The organism is Prauserella shujinwangii (assembly GCF_003001955.1).
Taxonomy (GTDB): Bacteria; Actinomycetota; Actinomycetes; order Mycobacteriales; family Pseudonocardiaceae; genus Qaidamihabitans; species Qaidamihabitans shujinwangii.
Window position 1 is genome coordinate 158141 of the sequence record NZ_PVNH01000009.1, and the last position, 19565, is coordinate 177705.

A 19565-nucleotide genomic window follows, 5' to 3' on the forward strand; every position below is an offset into this window, starting at 1 on the left:
GCTGCTTCCCGATGTCGGATGCTCCGCTCACGAGCGCCCAGTCCGGAATCTGGCTGGCACACCGGATCGAACCGGACGACCCGGTCTACAACATCGCCTGGTACGCCGACCTCCGCGGCGACTTCGACCTCGATCGGCTCGCCACGGCGACCCGGCAGGCGATCGGCGAGGCCGAGTGTGTGCACGTGCGGTTCACCGGCACCGGGGAGCGGCCGAGGCAGGTGCCCGCACCCGCCGACCCCGCACCCGGACGGCTCGACTTCACCGCCGAGCCGGATCCGGAGGCGGCCGCGGTGGAGTGGATGCGAGCCGACCGGCTCCGGCCGGCCGACCCGGAGCGGGGGCCGCTGTTCCGGCACGCCCTGCTCCGGGTCGCCGCCGACCGGATCTGGTGGTACCAGCGGTATCACCACCTCGTGATGGACGCCTACGGCTGCCTGCTGGTCACGCAGCGCGCGGGGAGCCTGTACGCGGGCGAGGACGGCGTGCCGTTCGGCCCGCTGCGCCGGCTGGTCGGCGCGGACACCGCCTACCGCGCCTCGCGGCAGTACACAGTGGACCGGGAGTACTGGCACTCGCGGTTCGCCGACCGCCCGGAGCCCGCCCGGCTCGTGCCGTACGGCGGCGGTGAGGTACGCCGCCGCACGACCGAGCTGCCCGCCGCGACCACCGCGGCGGTGCGGGAGCTGGCCGCCCGCCAGGGCTCCCGGCTGTCCCGGGTCGTCATCGCGGCGGTCGCGGCCTACACCCAGCGCGCGACCGGCGCCAGGGACGTCGTGCTGAACCTCCCGGTGACCGCCCGCGTCGAGGACAGCACCCGCGACGTGCCGGGCATGGTCTCGAACGTGCTGCCGCTGCGCGTCCCCGTCCATCCGGCGACGACTCCGGCCGCGCTGATCGGCGCGATCGACGTGGCGGTCGCGGAGCTGCTGGCGCACAGCCGGTACCGCGGCGAGGACCTGGCCAGGGAGCTGGGTCTGCCCGGGGGCATCGCCGAACTCGGTGGCCCCGGGGTCAACGTCATCGGGTTCGGCCGTGACCTGCGGATCGGCGGGCGGCGTGTGGAGTTCCGGGACCTCGCGCTCGGCCCCGTCTCCGACCTCAACATCACCTGCTACGACCGGGGCCCCGAGGACGGCCTGCTCGTCGAGTTCGACGCCGCGTGCGCCGACGACCGGCTGGCCGGGCACGAACGCCGCTTCCTCGCGGTGCTCGACGGCCTGCTCGCTCACCCGGATCGCCCGATCGGCGCGCTCGACCTCGTTGGCGAGGGCGAGCGCACCCGGCTGCTCACCGAGTTCGGCCGCGACGAACGCGCCGTCGACGAGCTGACCTGGCCTGCCGCCTTCGAACGGCAGGTCCGGAGGGCGCCGGACGCCGTGGCCGTGGTGTGCGAGAGCGAGCGGCTGACCTACGGCGAGCTGAACGCGGCCGCGAACCGGCTGGCGCGCGCGTTGCGGGCCCGCGGAGTGGACGCCGAGGACATCGTGGCCGTGGCCCTGCCCCGGTCGGCGGATCTCGTCGTCGCCCTGCTCGGCGTGCTCAAGGCGGGGGCAGCCTACCTCCCGCTCGACCCCGACCAGCCGCGCGAACGCCTCGAGGCGATCACCGCCGACGCCGACGCCCGGCTGACCCTGTCCACACTGGACCACGACGAGCTGAGCGCGTACGACGACTCGGATCTCGGCCTGGAGATCGACCTGCGCCAGGCCGCCTACGTCATCTACACGTCCGGCTCCACGGGCAGGCCGAAGGGCGTCGTCGTCCCGCACGAGGGCATCGGCAGCCTGGTCGCGACCGCCGTCGACCGGCTCGGCGTGGACGCCACCAGCCGGGTGGCCCAGTTCGCGTCCGTGAGTTTCGACGTGACGGTGTGGGACCTGACGATGTCGCTGTGCGTCGGCGGCCGGGTGATCGTCGTACCCGCCGAGCGGCGCGTACCGGGCCCCGAGCTGACCGGGTATCTGACCGAGCACGGCGCCACGCACATGATCCTGCCGCCGTCGCTGGTCGCCGCGCTGCCTCCCGGCTGCGCGCTGCCCGAGGGCGGGGTGCTCGTGGTCGGCACCGAGACCGTGCCCCCGGAGCTGGTGGCCCGCTGGGCGGACCGGATGCGTGTCGTGGCGGCGTACGGGCTCACCGAGGCCACCGTGAACTCGACGCTGTGGTCCGCGCGGCCCGGCTGGACCGGCCCGGTGCCGATCGGCAGGCCCGACCCCAACACCCGCTGTTACGTGCTGGACTCCGCGCTGCGCCCCGTCGGCATCGGCGAGGTGGGCGAGCTCTACGTCGGCGGTCGCGGGCTCGCCCGCGGCTACCTCGGCAGGCCGGGGCTGACCGCGGAACGGTTCGTCGCCGACCCGTTCGGGGCGCCGGGCGCGCTGATGTACCGGACCGGCGACCGGGTGCGCTGGTCGCGAGCCGGGGACCTCGAGTTCCTCGGCCGGGTCGACGACCAGGTCAAGATCCGCGGGCACCGGGTGGAGCCCGGCGAGGTCGAGGCCGCCCTGCTGACGCACCCGGACGTGGCACAGGCCGCCGTGGTCGCGCGCGAGGACCACCGCCGCGTACGCCGCCTCGTCGCCTACACCGTCGGCGACGCGAAGCCCGGCGCGTTGCGGACCTTCCTCGCCGGCGCGCTGCCGGACTACCTGGTGCCCTCGGTGTTCGTGTCCCTCTCCGGCACGATGCCGGTGACCCCGAACGGCAAGATCGACAAGCGGGCGCTGCCGGACCCCGACTGGACCGCGCTGGCCGGGGACGCCGAACCGGCGACACCGCGCGAGCGAACGCTGGCGGCCCTGGTCGCCCAGGTGCTCGACCTGCCGAGTGTGGGCGTGCACGACAGCTTCTTCGAGCTGGGCGGCGACAGCATCGTGGCGATCCGGCTGGTGAACCTGGCCCGCGCCGCGGGACTCGCGCTCACGCCCCGCGACGTGTTCCGTCTCCGTACCGTGGCCGCGCTCGCCGAGGTGGCCGGGGTGCCGGAGACCGCGGCCGAGGTGAGCCTCGACGACGACGCGCTGCCCGTGTCACCGCTGCAGGAGGGCTTCTTCTTCCACTCGGCGTTCGACGACACGGACTCCTACGTCGTGCAGCAGGTCGTCGAGCTGACCGGCGACGTCGACCCGGTGGCGCTGCGCCGCACGCTGCAGGGTGTGCTGGACCGGCACCCGCTGCTGCGTGCCGGGTTCCGGCAGCTGCCCGACGGCCGGGTCGTGCAGCGGCTCGCCGACCGAGTGGAGCTGCCGTGGCGGGAGGCCGACGACGTGGACACCGCGCTCGCGCGGGACCGCGCCGAGGGCTTCGACCTGGCCACCCCGCCGCTGCTGCGCGCCACCCTGGCCGGCTCGCGGCTGGTGCTGACCCTGCACCACATCATCGCCGACGGCTGGTCGGTGTCGATCATGCTGCGGGACCTGGTGGCCGGGTACACGGGCGAGGAGCCGCCGCCCGCGCCGGATCCGCGTGGCTACCTGGCGTGGCTCGCCTCCCGTGACCGGGAGTCCGCACGTGCCGCCTGGCGCTCGGCACTGTCCGATGTGGAACCCACCAGGTTGGTGGAGGAGCCTCCCGGCGCACCGGCGCAGCACGACGTCCGGCTGTCCGAGGAGCTGACGGCTGGCCTCGCCGCGCTCGCCCGCGACCGGGGGCTCACCCTCGGCACGGTCCTGCACGGCGCGTGGGGACTGCTGCTCGGCGGCCTGACCGGGCGCACCGACGTCGTGTTCGGCAGCACCGTGTCCGGCCGGGGCGCCGCCGTCCCCGGCATCGAGTCGGCCGCCGGGCTGTTCATCAACACCGTGCCCGTCCGGATGCGCGTGCGCCCGGCCGACACGCTCGCCGGGGCACTGCTGCGCATGCAGGACGACCAGGCCACCCTGCTGGACCACCAGCACCTCGGGCTCGCCGAGATCCAGCGCGGCACCGGCGAGCTGTTCGACACGCTCGTGGTGGTGGAGAACCAGCCGATGCCCGAGCGATCGGGCCCGATCGGCGCGATCGAGGTCCACGACGCCGTGCACTACCCGGTCGCGCTCGTCGCCCACCCCGGACCACGGCTGCACCTGCGGTTCAAGCACCGCATCGGCGCTGACCGCGCCCGGGACCTCGCGGACCGCTACGTGCGGCTGCTCCGCACGCTCGCCGGGGAGCCCGACCTGCCGGTCGCCGCGCTGGACCTGCTCACCGGCCCCGAACACGACCGGCTCGCGCGGCTGAACGCCACCGGAACGGACGTGCCGGACGCCACGCTGGTGTCCGCGTTCGCCGAGCAGGTCGCCCGCACGCCGGACGCGACGGCGGTGGTGTACGAGCACACGCGACTGTCCTATGCGGAGCTGGACCGGCGCGCCAGCGCGCTGGCCGCGGTGCTGCGCGCGCGGGGCGCGGGCCCGGAGGCCGTCGTCGCCGTGGCCGTGCCGCGCAGTGCCGAGCTGATGGTCGCGCTGCTCGGCGTGCTGCGCTCGGGCGCCGCGTACCTGCCGGTGGACCTCGACTACCCGGCCGACCGGGTAGCGTTCATGCTCGCCGACTCCGGCGCCCGGCTCGTCGTGACGCTGCCCGGCATCGAGCTGCCCGGCGACCTCGACCGGGTGCACGTCGGGGAGACCGCAGGGGACAGCGCGGACAGCGCGGGCAGCGGGGACGCGCCGCCCGCGCCCGGCCATCCGGCCTACCTGATCTACACGTCCGGCTCCACCGGGCGGCCCAAGGGCGTGGTGGTGACCCACCGCGCCATCGTCAACCGGCTCGCCTGGATGCAGCACGCCTACGGGCTCGCGCCGGACGACCGCGTGCTGCAGAAGACCCCGTCCAGCTTCGACGTCTCGGTGTGGGAGTTCTTCTGGCCGCTGCTGCGGGGCGCCGCCGTGGTGCTCGCCCACCCGGACGGCCACCGCGACCCCGCCTACCTGGCGGAGCTCGTACGGTCCGAGGGCATCACGACCATGCACTTCGTGCCGTCGATGCTGGCCGCGTTCACCGGCGCCGTGCGGCCGGGCGCGTGGTCGGCGAGCCTGCGCCGGGTGTTCTCCAGCGGGGAGGCGCTGCCCGGCGAGGTCGCCGCCCGCTGGCGGGAGCTGACCGGGGTGCCGCTGCACAACCTCTACGGCCCCACCGAGGCGGCCGTCGACGTGACGTGGTTCCCGTACACCGGCGGGGACGAGGTGTCCGTGCCGATCGGGTGGCCGGTGTGGAACACGCGCCTGTACGTGCTCGACGAGCTGCTGCGGCCGGTGCCCGACGGGGTGCCGGGCGAGCTGTACCTCGCGGGCGTCCAGCTGGCGCGCGGCTACCACGACCGGGCGGGTCTCACCGCGGAGCGGTTCGTGGCGTGCCCGTTCGGCAGGCCCGGTGAGACCATGTACCGCACCGGGGATCTGGTGCGGCGGCGCCCGGACGGGGCACTGGAGTACCTGGGCCGCACCGACCGCCAGGTGAAGCTGCGCGGCAACCGTGTCGAGCTGGGCGAGATCGAGGCCGCGCTGCTCAGGCTGCCCGGGGTCGGGCGGGCGGCGGTGACCGTCCGCGACGGCGCCCTCGTCGGCTACGTCGTGCCCTCCGGCGCCGAACCGCACCCCGGCGAGCTGCGCGCGGCCCTCGCCGACGCGCTGCCCGCCGGCATGGTGCCGGGCGCGTACGTGGTGCTCGACGACCTTCCGCTGACGCCGAGCGGGAAGCTCGACCAGCGGGCGCTGCCCGCGCCCGAGGTCGTCACCGGGCCCGCGCGGGAACCCGCGAACGAGCGGGAACGGCTGCTGTGCGACCTGGTCGCCTCCGTGCTCGAGCTGCCCTCGGTCGGCGTCGACGACGACTTCTTCGTGCTCGGCGGAGACAGCATCACCTCGATCGCCGTGTCCACCCTGGCCAGGGACCGCGGTCTCGACGTCAGCCCGAGGGACGTGTTCGAGCACCGCACGCCCGCCGCGCTCGCGGCGGCGGTGGGCACCAGCGCGGAGCCCGTGCCCGCCGAGCTGGCGCGGGTGGAGCTGACCGGCGACGAGCGGCGGCGCGTGGCCGCGCTGGCGGGCGGTGCGGTCGAGGACGTCTGGCCGCTCTCGCCCCTGCAGGAGGGCCTGTACTTCCACGCCACCTACGACGAGGCCGCGCTCGACGTCTATCTGTCCCAGGAGACGCTGGACTTCGACCACGCGCTCGACGCCGACCGGCTGCGCGCGGCGTGCGCGGCACTGCTGGCGCGCAACCCGAGCCTGCGGGCCGGGTTCGCCAGCGACGGCCTTTCCCGCCCCGTGCAGTTCGTGGCCACCGAACCCGAGGTGCCGCTCACCGAGGTCGACCTGTCCGGCCTGTCCTGCGACGAGCAGGACGAGCGGGTGGAGCGGCTGCTGGCCGAGGACCGCAGACGCCGGTTCGACCTGCACCGGCCCCCGCTGTGCCGGCTACTGCTCATCCGGCTTTCCGACGGCCGCGACCGGCTCGTGGTGACCCACCACCTCGTGCTGTGGGACGGCTGGTCGGCGTGGCTGTTCCTGGAGCAGCTGTTCGAGCTCTACGAGCGCGGCGGCGACCCGGCCGGGCTGCCGGAGCCCGGCACCTACCGCGACTACCTGGCGTGGCTGGCCGCGCAGGACGGTGCCGCGGCGCTGGCCGCGTGGCGGGACGCGCTCGCGGGGCTGGCCGAGCCGACGCTGGTCGGACCCACCGACCAGGGACGGGAGCCGATGATCCCCGCCGACTTCGACACGGTGCTGCCGAAGGCGGACAGCGACCGGCTGCGTGCCTTCGCCAGGGAGCACGGGCTCACCCTGAACACGGTGCTGCACGCGGCCTGGGGCTCGATCCTCGCGGCCATGGTCGGCAGGGACGACGTCGTGTTCGGTGCCGCCGTGGCGGGCAGGCCGGTGGAGGTGCCCAACGTCGGCAGCGTGATCGGCATGTTCCTCAACACCGTGCCCACGCGGGTGTCCTTCGACCCGGCCGAGCCGGTCGCGGGCCTGCTGCGGCGCCTGCAGGCCGAGCGGGCCGCGCTGATGCCGTACGAGTACGTCGGGCTCGGCGACATCCAGCGTGAGGCGGGCCACCGGAAGCTGTTCGACACGCTGTTCGTGCTCCGCACCGCCGACGGCGACGAGCGCGCCGAGCGGCTGCGCGCGCGCCACGGCATCACCAGTGTGTCCAATGTGGACGGAACGCACTTCCCGCTGACGCTGATCGTCACGCCGGAGGACGAGCTGCGGGTGACGCTGGCCGCGCGGCCCGACCTGTTCGACGAGCGGGCGGCGCGGACCGTCCTGGAGCGGTTCATCGCGGTGCTGGGCAGGCTCGCGGCCGACCCGGACCAGCCGGTCGCGCGGGTCGGCCTGCTGACCGAGGGCGAACGGCGTGAGCTCGAGGCGGAGTGGTCCGCGGTGGAGCGGCCGATCGGGGACGAGACCGTGGCCGACCTGCTGGCGGCGCAGGCCGCCCGCACACCGGAGGCGACGGCGCTCGTGTTCGGCGGCACCACGCTGACGTACGCGGAGCTGGACGCGCGGATCAACCGGCTGGCCCGGTTCCTCCTCGCGCACGGCGCGGGCCCGGAGCGGGTGGTGGCGCTGGCGCTGCCCCGGTCGATCGACATGGTCGTGGCGTTGTTCGCCGTGTTGCGCACGGGGGCCGCCTACCTGCCGCTCGACCTGGACCACCCCGCCGAGCGGCTGCGCGCCATGCTCGACGACACGTCCCCCCTCTGCGTCCTGGCTGTGACCGGCAGTGAAGGTGGCCTTCACTGGCCGACGTACCTGCTGGACGGGGAGGGGGTGCGGGACGAGGTCGAGGGGTACTCCGGGGAGGCGCTGGACGACGCCGAGCGTCCCGCGTTCGCCCGCGGCGTGCCGGACCGGCTGGAGTATCCCGCCTACGTCATCTACACCTCCGGCTCGACCGGGCGGCCGAAGGGCGTGGTCACGCCGTACCGCGGCCTGACCAACATGCAGCTCAACCACCGCGGGGAGATCTTCGGCCCCGCCATCGACGCCGCGGGCGGGCGCAGGCTGCGCATCGCGCACACCGTGTCGTTCGCGTTCGACATGTCCTGGGAGGAGCTGCTGTGGCTCGTCGAGGGCCACGAGGTGCACGTGTGCGACGAGCAGCTGCGCCGCGACGCCGAGGCGCTCGTGGCGTACTGCGCCGAGCACCGCATCGACGTGGTCAACGTGACGCCGACCTACGCGCAGTTGCTGATCGAGCAGGGCCTGCTTCGCGATCACGTGCCACCGCTGGTGCTGCTCGGCGGCGAGGCGGTGTCCGACGCGGTGTGGACGACGCTCGCCGACACCGAGGGCACCTACGGCTACAACCTGTACGGTCCCACCGAGTACACGATCAACACGCTCGGCGCCTCCACCATGGACAGTGCGACGCCCGCGGTGGGCAGGCCGATCCTCAACACGCGTGCCTACGTGCTCGACCGCTACCTCCGCCCGGTGCCGCCGGGCACGCCGGGGGAGCTCTACATCGCGGGCATCGGGCTCGCCCGCGGCTACCACGACCGGCGAGGGCTCACGGCGGAACGGTTCGTGGCCGACCCGTTCCGGCCAGGCCGGATGTACCGCACCGGCGACCTGGTGCGGCGCAGGCCCGACGGGATCATCGACTTCCTCGGCCGCACCGACGACCAGGTGAAGATCCGCGGCTACCGCGTCGAGCTCGGCGAGGTGGAGGCCGCGCTCGCCGAGCACCCCGACGTCCGCCACGCCGCCGTGGTCGCCGACTCCACCACGGCCGTGCGGCGGCTCGTCGGTTACGTCGTGGCCGAGCGCGAGTTCGACTGGCGCGCGCACCTGAAGGAACGCCTGCCGGGCTACATGGTTCCCTCGGCCGTGGTCGCCGTGCCGGAGCTGCCGCTCACCGTGAACGGCAAACTCGACGTCAAGGCGCTGCCCGCCCCGGACATCGGGGCGGTGGGGGAGAGCAGGCCACCGCGCACCCGCGCCGAAGAGGTGCTGTGCGAGCTGTTCGCCGAGCTGCTCGGCGTGCGGGGCGTCGGCATCGACGACGACTTCTTCGACCTCGGCGGGCATTCGCTGCTCGCCACCCGGCTCGTCAGCCGCGCCCGCGCCGCGCTGAACGCCGAACTGGCGATCCGGGATCTGTTCGAGGCCCCGACCGTGGCGGAGCTGGTCACCCGCATCGGCCGCCCCGCCCGGCCCGCGCTGGTGCCCGCCGAGCGGCCGGCCGAGCTGCCGCTCTCCCCGGCCCAGCGGCGGCTGTGGCTGATCCAGCAGCTGGAGAGTTCCGCGGCGGCGTACAACTTCCCGCTGGTGGTGCGGCTGCGCGGGCGGCTGGACCTCGCCGCGTGGCGGGCCGCGCTCGCGGACGTGGTGGACCGGCACGAGGCGCTGCGCACGGTGTTCGCCGAACGCGAGGGTGTTCCGTACCAGCGGGTCCTGACCGGAGTCCGGCCGGAGGTGGAGGTCGTGGACGCCGCCGGGGCGCAGGTGCCCGACCTGGTGCGGGAGGCCGTGTCGCGCCCGTTCGACCTGGCGACCGAGCTGCCGCTGCGCTGCACGGTGCTCCGGCTCGCCGAGGACGAGCACGTGGTCGTGCTGATGCTGCACCACATCACCACCGACGAGTGGTCCGACCGGCCGTTCCTGCGCGATCTGTCCACCGCGTACGCGGCCAGGGTCGACGGCGCGGCCCCGGACTGGCCGCCGCTTCCGGTGCAGTACGCGGACTACGCGCTGTGGCAGGAACGGCTGCTCGACGCGGTCGGCGCCGAGCAGCTCGCGTACTGGGAGTCCACTCTGGACGGGATTCCGGAGGAGATCGATCTGCCCGCGGACCGCACCAGGCCGGGCAGGCCGACGTTCCGGGGCGGCTCGGTGGACATCGAGCTGGCGCCGGAGACCGTCGAACGGCTGCGCGCGCTCGCGCAGGACACCGGCGCGAGCATGTTCATGGTGCTGCACGCGGCGGTGGCGGCACTGCTGCACCGCATGGGCGCGGGGGAGGACATCCCGCTCGGCGCACCCATCGCGGGCCGCACGGACTCCGCCCTCGACGACCTGGTCGGCTTCTTCGTCAACACGCTCGTCCTGCGCACGGACGTCTCCGGCGCGCCGGGTTTCGCCGAGCTGGTACGGCGGGTCCGCGCGGCCGACCTGGCGGCGTTCTCGCACGCCGACGTGCCGTTCGAGTCGGTGGTCGAGCGGCTCAACCCGGCGCGCTCGCTCGCGCGGAACCCGCTGTTCCAGGTGATGATCGGCTACCACGTGCGGTCGGGGGAGCCGCTCGAGCTGCCCGGCCTGACCGCCGAGTTCGTGCCAGGACAGGCCGAGACGGCGAAGTTCGACCTGGTGTTCAGCTTCACCGACCAGCTCGGCACCGGCCGCCTCGGCTGCCGCGTCGAGTACAGCACGGAGCTGTTCGACGCGGAGACCGCGAGCAGGCTCGGCGAACGGCTCGCGCTGCTCGCCGACACCGTGGCCGCGGCTCCGGACCGGTCGCTGCGCGAGGTCGACCTGCTGATCGACGACGAGCGGCGGCTCGTGCTGGCGGGCTTCAACGCCACCGAGCGCGTGGTACCGGAGAAGTCGCTGCCGGAACTGTTCGCGCGGCAGGTCGCCGAGCGGCCCGGCGCGGTGGCCGTGGTCGACCGCTCGGACTCGGTGACCTACGCGGAGCTGAACGCACGGGCCAACCACATCGCCCGGCTGCTCGCCGGGCACGGGGTGGGCACGGAGGACGTCGTTGGCGTCGCCGTCCCGCGCTCGGTGGACACGATCGCGACCGTGCTGGCCACGCAGAAGCTCGGCGCCGCCTTCCTGCCGCTGGACCTCACGTACCCGGCCGACCGGCTCGCCTACATGGTCCGGGACTCCGGCGCGAAGGTCGTCGTCACGACCCCGGCCGCGGGCGGGGCGGTGCCGGACGTCGCGCCGGTGCTGACCCTCCTCGGCGACGATCGGGACGAGTCCGGCGTGGACGCGCCGATGCCCGCGCTGGACCAGGCGGCGTACGTGATCTACACGTCCGGCTCCACCGGCAGACCCAAGGGTGTCGTCGTGCCGCACGACGGCATCGCGAGCCTCGTCGCCACCGCCGTCGACCGGATGGGGCTGGAGCCGGACTCGCACGTGCTGCAGTTCGCGTCCGTCGGGTTCGACGTGTTCGTCTTCGAGCTGTCGATGGCGCTGTGCCACGGCGGCAGGCTCGTGCTGATCCCGGAGGAGGCCAGGGTGGCGGGCCCGGCGCTCACCGACTTCCTGCACGAGCAGCGGGTGACCCATCTGATCCTGCCGCCGTCGCTGGTGTCCGCGCTGCCGGACGACTGCGCGCTGCCGGACGGCTCGACGATCCTCGTCGGCACCGAGACCGTGCCGCCGGAGCTGATCGAGCGCTGGGCGGGCAGGCTCAACCTGATCGCGGCCTACGGGCTCACCGAGGCCACGGTGAACTCGACGCTGTGGCCCGCGAAGCAGGGCTGGCAGGGCCCGGTCCCGATCGGACGGCCGGACCCGAACACGGTCTGCTACGTGCTGGACTCCGCGTTGCGGCCGGTGCCGCCCGGTGTGGCCGGGGAGCTGTACGTCGCGGGCCGCGGGCTCGCGCGCGGTTACCTCGGCAGACCGGGGCTCACGGCGGAGCGGTTCGTGGCCAATCCGTTCGGACCGCCGGGTTCCCGGCTCTACCGCACCGGGGACCGGGCGCGGTGGCGCAGCGACGGGAACATCGACTTCCTCGGCCGCACCGACGACCAGGTGAAGATCCGTGGGTTCCGCATCGAGCTGGGGGAGGTCGAGGCCGCCCTCACCGCGCTGCCGGGGGTGCGGCAGGCGGCGGTGGTCCCCGACCGCAGGGGAGACATCGTGCGGCTGGTGGGCTACGTGGTCACGGACGAGCCGGTCGAGTGGCGGGAGCCGCTGCGGGCCGCGTTGCCGGACTACATGGTCCCCGCGCTGGTGATCCGGCTCGACGGGCCACTGCCGCTCACCCCCAACGGCAAGCTCGACCGGCGCGCGCTGCCCGCGCCCGACTGGACCGAGCTGACCGGGCAGGCGCGGCCGGTCACCGCCGAGGAGCGCACGCTGGCGCGGCTGTTCGGCGAGATCCTGGAACTCACCGATGTCGGCGTGCACGACCACTTCTTCGAGCTGGGCGGGCACTCGATGTCGGCCATGCGCCTGCTCGGCCGCATCCGCACGGAACTGGGCGTCGACCTGACGGTGCGGGACGTGTTCGACGCGCCGACCGTCGCCGGGATCGCCGCCAAGCTCGGCGGGGCGTCGGCGCACCGGCCCGCGCTGGAGCCGCGGGAGCGGCCCGCGCGGGTGCCGCTGGCCCCGGTACAGCGGTGGGCGTGGCGACGGTACCGCGAGCGGCCGGGGTTCGACCACGCGCTCGCGCTGCGCTCGGAGACCGAGTTCGACGTCGCCGCGCTCGCGGCCGCGCTGCGGGATGTCGCCGGGCGGCACGAGCCGTTGCGCAGCCGGTTCGCCGAGCGCGACGGTGCCGTGTGGCAGGAGCTCGGCGCACCGCCGGAGCTGACCGTGGAGTCCGATGTGGACATCGAGATCCGCCTGGCGGAGCTGGCCCGCGACGCGCCCGACCTGACGGTCGAGCCGCCGCTGCGGGCGAGCCTTCTGGTGGGCGAGTCGGAGCAGGTGCTGCTGCTGGCGATGCACTACCTGGGTGTGGACGAATGGTCGGTGGTGCCGCTGCTGCGGGATCTCACCGCCGCCTACACGGCCCGGCGTGCGGGCACCGCGCCGGAGTGGGCACCGCTGCCGGTCGGCTACGCGGACTACACCCGGTGGTCGGTGGAGCTGACGCGCGAGGTCGCCGACCGGCAGTTGGCGTACTGGCTGCGGACGCTGCGCGGCGCGCCGGACATCGCCCTCCCCGGCGCGCGGCCGGGCGCCGGGGGCGATGCGGACCTGGTCGGCTTCGTGCTCGACGAGGATCTGCACGCCCGGATCGACCGGCTGGGCAGGCGGTACGGCGCGAGCATGTTCATGGTGCTGCAGGCCGCGTTCGCGCGGGTGCTCGCCGACCGGGGCGCCGGGACCGACCTGCCGATCGGCACCGCCGTCGCCGGCCGCACCGAGGAGGAGCTGGCCGGGCTGGTCGGCTGCTTCGTCAACACGGTGGTGCTGCGCACGGACGTCTCCGGCGATCCTTCCTTCCCCGAGTTGTTGCGGCGGGTACGGGCGACCGGGCTCGCCGCGCTGGACCGGCAGGACGTGCCCTTCGCCGACGTCGTGGCGGAGACGGGCGTGCGGCCGAGGGTGGCGGTACTGCACCACGAGCAGGCCGGGCTGGCCGACCTGGAGGGCGGGCACGGCTCACTCGAGGCCGTGCCGGCCGCGGCGGCGGACGCCGACCTGACGTTGAGCTTCTACGAACCGCGCGGGAGCGGGGCCGTGCACTGCTACCTCGGCTACGCGACCGGGGTACTCGACCGGTCCACTGTGGAGGATCTGGCGCGGCGGCTGCACGCACTGCTGGACGAGGAGACGAGGAGGAACCCGTGACCAACCCGTTCGAGGACCCCGAGGGCCGCTTCTACGTGCTGGTGAACGACGAGGAGCAGCACTCGCTGTGGCCGTCGTTCGTCGCCGTGCCCCCTGGCTGGCGGATCGTGTTCGGCGAGGACTCGCGTGCGGCCTGCCTGGCGTACGTCGAGGAACACTGGACCGACCTGCGCCCGGCCAGCCTGCGCTCGTGAGCGCGGCGCCCGACGTCATGCGCCCACCACGAGGTGGACGGCCAGGGCGGTGACGACGGCGCTGGACGCCAGCGCCGTCGCGAGCCTGCCCCTCGGGCCGCTGAGCACGCGGCCCAGCAGCGTGCCACCGCACGCGAGCAGCAGCTGCCAGCTGGCGGAGGCCACGAACGCCGCCAGCGCGAACACCACGGCCGCGGCGGCGCCGTCCGCCACGATCGCGCGGTGGCCCGCGACGAGTGCGGCGAAGTACACGACGGTGGCCGGGTTGAGCGCCGTGATCCCGAGCAGTGCGGTGTACGCGCGCACCGGCGACATCCGGTCGGGCAGCGCGCCGCCGTCCTGCTCGGTTCGCGTGCGGTGCCGCCGGAACGCGCGGAGGGCACCGGTGGCGGCCAGTGCCACCAGCGCCGCGGCCGACGCCCAGCGCAGCGTGCCCGCGAACGGCGCGACCGCCCCGGCGAGGGCCGCCCCGCCGAGCGCGGCCACGAGCGCGTAGAGACCGTCCGCGGTCGCGACGCCGAGGGCGGCGCTCGCCCCGATCCGGGGTGAGGTCCGGGCAGAGAGCGAGACCAGGTACGCCCCGACGGCGCCGACGGGGATCGCGATGCCGTAGCCGGCGACGAGCCCCGCGACGAGCGCGGCGCTCACGCGACCGCGCGGGTGGTCCTTCCCGGTGGCGCGGCCTGCTGCCGGGCCGTCCCGCGTGCGGGCGCGGTCGTCGGCAGCGGGACGGGGCACGGTGCGGTCATGCGGGCATCGTGCGGCGTGGCCCGGCCACCGGACAAGCGAATATCCGGCTGCTCCGGGAGAGGCCGCGGTGGCCGGGCACCCGAGAACTCGGGAGGATACCTTCAACGGTGATACTGTCATTGATGTTAGTATCATTGATGATAGTCTCTCCGGGTGACGACATTCACCGGGCGTGAGCGTGAGCTCGCGATCCTGGACCGGGCCCTCGAACGCACCCGATCCGGAGGGCGAGCCGGCCGTCCCGGCCGCGCGATGCTCATCCGCGGTCGCCGCCGGGTCGGCAAGTCCCGGCTCGTCGAGGAGTTCATCGAACGTGCCGGCGTGCCCCATCTCTTCTACACCGCCTCCGCGCAGCCGGACGCGGCGACCGACCTGGCCTTGTTCACCGAGGCGGCGGCCGGGAGCGAGCTGCCGGGCGCGGAGGTGTTCCTCGACCAGACGCCTCGTTCGTGGGACGCCGCTCTCCGGCTGCTCGCCGGGGCACTGCCGGACGATCAGCCCAGCGTTGTCGTGCTGGACGAGCTGCCCTACCTGCTTTCCAACGATCCCGGCTTCGAAGGCACGCTGCAGAAACAGTTCGACCGTGAACTGTCGCGGAAGCCGGTGCTGCTGCTGTGTGTCGGCTCGGACCTCGCGATGATGGAAGCGCTCAACGAGTACGGACGTCCGTTCCACCAGCGGGCGACGGAGCTGGTCGTGCCGCCGCTCAGTCCGGCGGACGTGGCATGCCTGCTCGCGCTGCCCGCCGCCGACGCCTTCGACGCGTACCTCGTGACCGGAGGGTTGCCGCTCGTCCTGGACGAGTGGCCGCAGGGTGCTTCCGTGGCCGAGTACCTCGCCGGGGCGCTGGCCGATCCGACCTCGGCGCTGCTGGTGAGTGCCGAGCGCGCACTCGCCGCCGAGTTCCCGGTCGAGGCGCAGGCCAGGCGCGTGCTGTCCGCCATCGGATCGGGCGAACGGACGTTCTCGCTCATCGGCAAGGCGGCGGGCGGGCTCCCGCAGGCGTCGCTGAACCGCGGGCTGCGCCTGCTGGCCGAGAAGCGTCTCGTCGACGTCATGGTGCCGCTGTCGGTCCGGCCCGCGAAGGAGACCCGGTACGTGATCGCGGACCCGTACCTTCGGTTCTGGCTGTCGTTTCTCGGTACGCGGTTCGCCGAGATCGAGCGCGGCAGGGGCGATCTCGTGCTCGCGCGAATCATGGCGTCGTGGACCGCCTGGCGAGGCCGGGCGATCGAGCCCGTCGTGCGGGAGTCGCTGCGCCGCCTTCCCCCCGGCGTGCTGCCGGAGGGGACGAACGTCGTCGGCGGCTACTGGACTCGCACGAACGACCCCGAGATCGACATCGTCGGCGCCGACCGGGAGCCGGTCGCGAAGCGGATCACGGTCGTGGGCTCGATGAAGTGGCTGGAGCAACGCCCCTTCGACGCCCACGATCTCGGGCGGCTGGTGTCGCACCGGTCCCGGCTGCCCGGCGCGGACGAGACCACACCGCCGCTGGTCGTCAGTCGTAGCGGAGCGACGGTCGGCGGTGTTCAGGTCATCGGACCCGAGGAGCTGCTCGCCGCGTGGGCCCCCGGCTCGTGAGTGAGAAACGCCCACCTGCCGCCCGGCCACCCCCTGGCGGAGGCGCTCCGCGCCGCCGTGTTCTCACCACGTTCCTCACTCACGAGCGGGTGCCGGACCAGGCGCGCCAGAGGTCGGCGTAGCGGCCGCCCGCCGCGACCAGCTGGTCGTGGGTACCGGTCTCCACCACGCGGCCCGCGTCGAGCACGACGATCCGGTCCGCACCGGCCGCCTGGGTCAGCCGGTGCGCGACGACCAGCCCGGTGCGCCCCTCCAGTGCCCTGCCCGCCGCCGTCTCCAGTGCCCGCGCGCCCGCGCTGCCCGCCTCGGCGGTCGCCTCGTCCAGGATGGCGATCGGCGGGTCGGCCAGCACCAGCCGGGCCAGCGCGAGCTGCTGCGCCTGGGTCACCGTCAGCCGGTGCGCGCCCTCGCCGACCACAGTGGACAAACCCGAGGGCAGCGCTTCCACCCACGCCGTCGCCCCCACCCGGGCCAGCGCCGCGCGCAGGTCCTCGTCGGTCGCCCCGGGCCGGGCCAGCCGCAGGTCGTCCGCCAGCGGCCCGGCGAAGACGTGCACCTCCTGGCTGATCAGGGCGACCGTGCGCCGCGTCGCGGCGGGACCGAGCTCGTCCAGCGACACCCCGCCCAGCGAGATCGAGCCCCGCGTGGGGCGGTGGATGCCCGCGATCAGCTTGGCCAGCGTGGTCTTGCCCGCACCGCTCGCGCCCACCAGCGCCACCCGCTCGCCGTCACCGAGATCGAGGTCCACATCGGACAGCACGTCGTGGCCGGTGACGTACGCGTGCCCGACGGCGGCCGCCTTGACCGACGCGCCGGCGGGCGCGGCCCCGTCCCCGGTCTCCCGCTCGCCCTCCAGGTCGGACACCCCGACGATCCGCGCCAGGCTCGCCGTGGCGGCCTGCGCGTCGTCCACCAGCGCGAGCGCGGCGTTGACCGGGTTGAACAGGCTGTGGAAGTACAGGGCCGCCGCCGTGGCCGTGCCGATCGTGGCGGCGCCGGAGCCGACCAGCCAGAACCCGGCCGCCAGCACGGCGGAGAGCCCCACGTACTCGGCGAGGTTGAGCCGGGAGAAGAACCGCGTCATCAGCCGGATGCCGCGCAGCGCCAGATTGACGGCCTCCTGCGAGCGCCCCCGCACCCGGCCGACATGGTCGGCGGACAGCCGGAACGCGCGCACGGTGCGGGCGCCCCCGACCGTGTCGAGCAACTGGTGCTGCAGGGCACCGCCCGCCACCCGCTGCGCGGCGTACAGCGGCACCGCGCGCCGCACGTACCAGCGGACCGTCCACAGCTGGATCGGTGTCGCCAGCAGTGCCGCCAGCAGGAACCGCCAGTCGAGGATCGCCAGCGCACCCAGGGTGAGCACGATCGTCAGCACCGACCGCCCGAGCTCGGGCAGCGCCTCCCGGACCGACTTGGCGATCACCGCCACGTCGGTCGTCACCCGCGCCGTCAGGTCGCCCGACCCGGCCTTCTCGACCTGTTCCAGCGGCAGGCCGAGCGCCCGCTCGACGAAGCGCTCGCGCGCGTCGGCGAGCATCTCCTCGCCCAGCCGCGACACCAGCGCGAGCCCCCACGCGTTGGCCGCCCCGCGCGCGAGCGCGACCGCCGCGAGCCCGGCGACCGGCAGCGTGAAGTCCGTGCTGCCGCGCGCCACCAGGTCGACGATGTGCCCCAGCAACGGCGCCGTCAGCAGGCCGATCGCGGTCGCGGCGACCAGCACGGCCAGCCCGCCGAGCGCCAGCCCCCTGCGTGGCCGCAGCAGCTGCCCGACCGCGGCCCTGGTGCGCCTGGCGGTCGCCGTGGGCAGCAGTTCCCGTTCCGTGCTCACGACAGCACCACCGCCCGGTACGCGGCGTCGGAGTCGACGAGCCCGGCGTGCGTGCCCTCGGCCCGGACGGTGCCCTCGTCGAGCACCACGACCCGGTCGGCGGCGGCGAGCAATGCCGGGCTGGTGGTGACGGCCATCGTGGTGCGGCCGCGCCGGACCTCCCGCAGCGCACCGGCGATCCGGGCCTCGGTCACCGCGTCGACGGCGGTGGTCGGGTCGTGTACCGCCAGTACGGCGGGGTCGGCGGCGAGCGCACGGGCCAGCGCGACCCGCTGCCGTTGCCCGCCGGACAGCGACCGGCCACGCTCGGCGACCATCGTGTCGACCCCTTCCGGCAGCGTCCCGGCGACCTCGTCGGCCGCGGCCGCGGCGAGCGCGGGTTCCACAGTGGACCCGCGTGTTCCGGCGAGTACGTTGTCCAGCAGGGTGCCCTCGAACAGGTCGGCGTCGTGGGCCGCGACGAGCACGGCGGACCGCAGCTCATCGAGGTCCAGCTCCGGCAGCGGCACGCCGTCCAGCTCCACCGAGCCCGCTCCGGGGTCGGCCTCCCTGGCGAGGCATTCCAGCAGGTGCACGGCGTCGGCCGGGTCGGGGCAGACCACCCCGAGCAGCTCGCCGGGCCGGACCTCGAGGTTCACGCCGCGCAGGGTGCCGTGGGTGACGCCGCTGAACCGGACGTGCCCGGCGGTCCCGCCGGACAGCACGCCGGTTCCGGGCACCACGGCGGGCGGCGCGGCCAGCACCGACGCGATCCGTTCCGCGGACGCCCTGCCCTGCGCCAGCTGGCCGTTCACCCACGCGAAGATCTGGAACGGCGTCAGCAGGAACTGGGCCAGCCCGACGGCCGCGACGAGCTGGCCCACCGTGATGTCGCCGCGCGCGGCGAGGTGCGCGCCGACGAGCGCGACCACCGCGATGAACAGTCCGGTGAGGGCGAGGATCACGCCGTCGTGCCCGGCGTGCGCGCGGGCCGCGCGCAGGGTGGCCGCCAGCGAGTCGCGGCTCGTCCTGCGGTACCGCGCGACCGCGGCGGCCTCCGCGCCGATGCCCTTCAGCACCCGCAACCCGGCCACGAGGTCCGCGGCGACGCCGGACGCGTGCGCCGCGCGCTCCTGCTCGTCGCCGCTGCGCCGCTCCAGCGGCCTGCCGACGAGGTGGGTCAGCCACAGCAGCGGCGGCGTGCCGAGCAGCACGAGCAGGCCGAGCGGCACCGAGATGCGCAGCAGCAGTACCGCGCTCACCAGCAGCCCGGCGAGCCCGGCCACGGCGAAGGGCAGCACCCCGTTCACCGCACCGACGCGTTTGGCGTCGCCGGTCGCGATGTTGACGAGCGCGCCGGGCAGCCTGCCCGCCTCCGCGCCACCGCGCGCGTCCAGCACGCGGCCGGTGACCTCGAGCCGTAGCCGGTGCGCCGCCTGTTCCGAGGCTCGCTCGGCCGCGCGGGAGGCGAAGCGGTAGCTGACCGACAGCCCGGCGAACACCGCGGCGAGCACGGCGAGCCAGCGCAGCAGCGCCGCGGCGTCGCCGGTGGTCACGGCCTCGTCGATGATCACACCGATGAGGACGGGGACCAGCGCCTCACCGCCCTGGTGGGCCGCGGCGAGGGCGGATCCGCCCACGACGTACCGCCGCTGGTCCGAGACGGCCTTCCGGAGCACGCTCCGGCCGGTTGGCATCACCGTTCACCTCCGCGCTTGTGAGCGGAGGTTAGGCTATCTTAAGTTTGAA

Annotated in this window: 6 protein-coding genes; 3 read left to right on the forward strand and 3 right to left on the reverse strand. The window is 74.5% G+C overall.

Annotation, left to right across the window (positions count from 1 at the left end; translation table 11 throughout):
- Positions 1 to 11: 11 nt before the first annotated feature.
- Positions 12 to 13478, forward strand: coding sequence for a non-ribosomal peptide synthetase (locus tag B0I33_RS21845; RefSeq protein WP_106180706.1), 13467 nt, complete (start codon positions 12 to 14; stop codon positions 13476 to 13478).
- Positions 13475 to 13672: an MbtH family protein gene (locus B0I33_RS21850; protein ID WP_106180707.1), complete on the forward strand. Its 198-nt coding sequence runs from the start codon at positions 13475 to 13477 to the stop codon at positions 13670 to 13672. Before B0I33_RS21845 ends, B0I33_RS21850 begins: the two co-directional genes overlap by 4 nt.
- A gap of 15 nt (positions 13673 to 13687) precedes the next feature.
- Here the strand turns inward: B0I33_RS21850 and B0I33_RS21855 are convergent, their stop codons facing one another.
- Complete coding sequence (locus B0I33_RS21855) at positions 13688 to 14320, reverse strand: LysE family transporter (protein WP_219927240.1); 633 nt, start codon at positions 14318 to 14320, stop codon at positions 13688 to 13690.
- A 255-nt stretch (positions 14321 to 14575) separates the two neighbouring features.
- Between B0I33_RS21855 and B0I33_RS21860 the strand changes: the two genes are divergently transcribed.
- The gene (locus B0I33_RS21860) at positions 14576 to 16006 is read left to right on the forward strand and encodes an ATP-binding protein (protein WP_106180709.1); all 1431 of its coding nucleotides are present in this window, start codon (positions 14576 to 14578) and stop codon (positions 16004 to 16006) included.
- A gap of 79 nt (positions 16007 to 16085) precedes the next feature.
- Here the strand turns inward: B0I33_RS21860 and B0I33_RS21865 are convergent, their stop codons facing one another.
- Positions 16086 to 17837 carry an ABC transporter ATP-binding protein gene (locus B0I33_RS21865; RefSeq protein ID WP_106180710.1) on the reverse strand — a complete coding sequence of 584 codons (1752 nt, stop codon included), beginning with the start codon at positions 17835 to 17837 and terminating at the stop codon, positions 16086 to 16088.
- A complete protein-coding gene (locus B0I33_RS21870) occupies positions 17834 to 19513 on the reverse strand; it encodes an ABC transporter ATP-binding protein (protein ID WP_106180711.1) in 1680 nt (559 codons plus the stop codon). Before B0I33_RS21870 ends, B0I33_RS21865 begins: the two co-directional genes overlap by 4 nt.
- Positions 19514 to 19565: the final 52 nt, after the last annotated feature.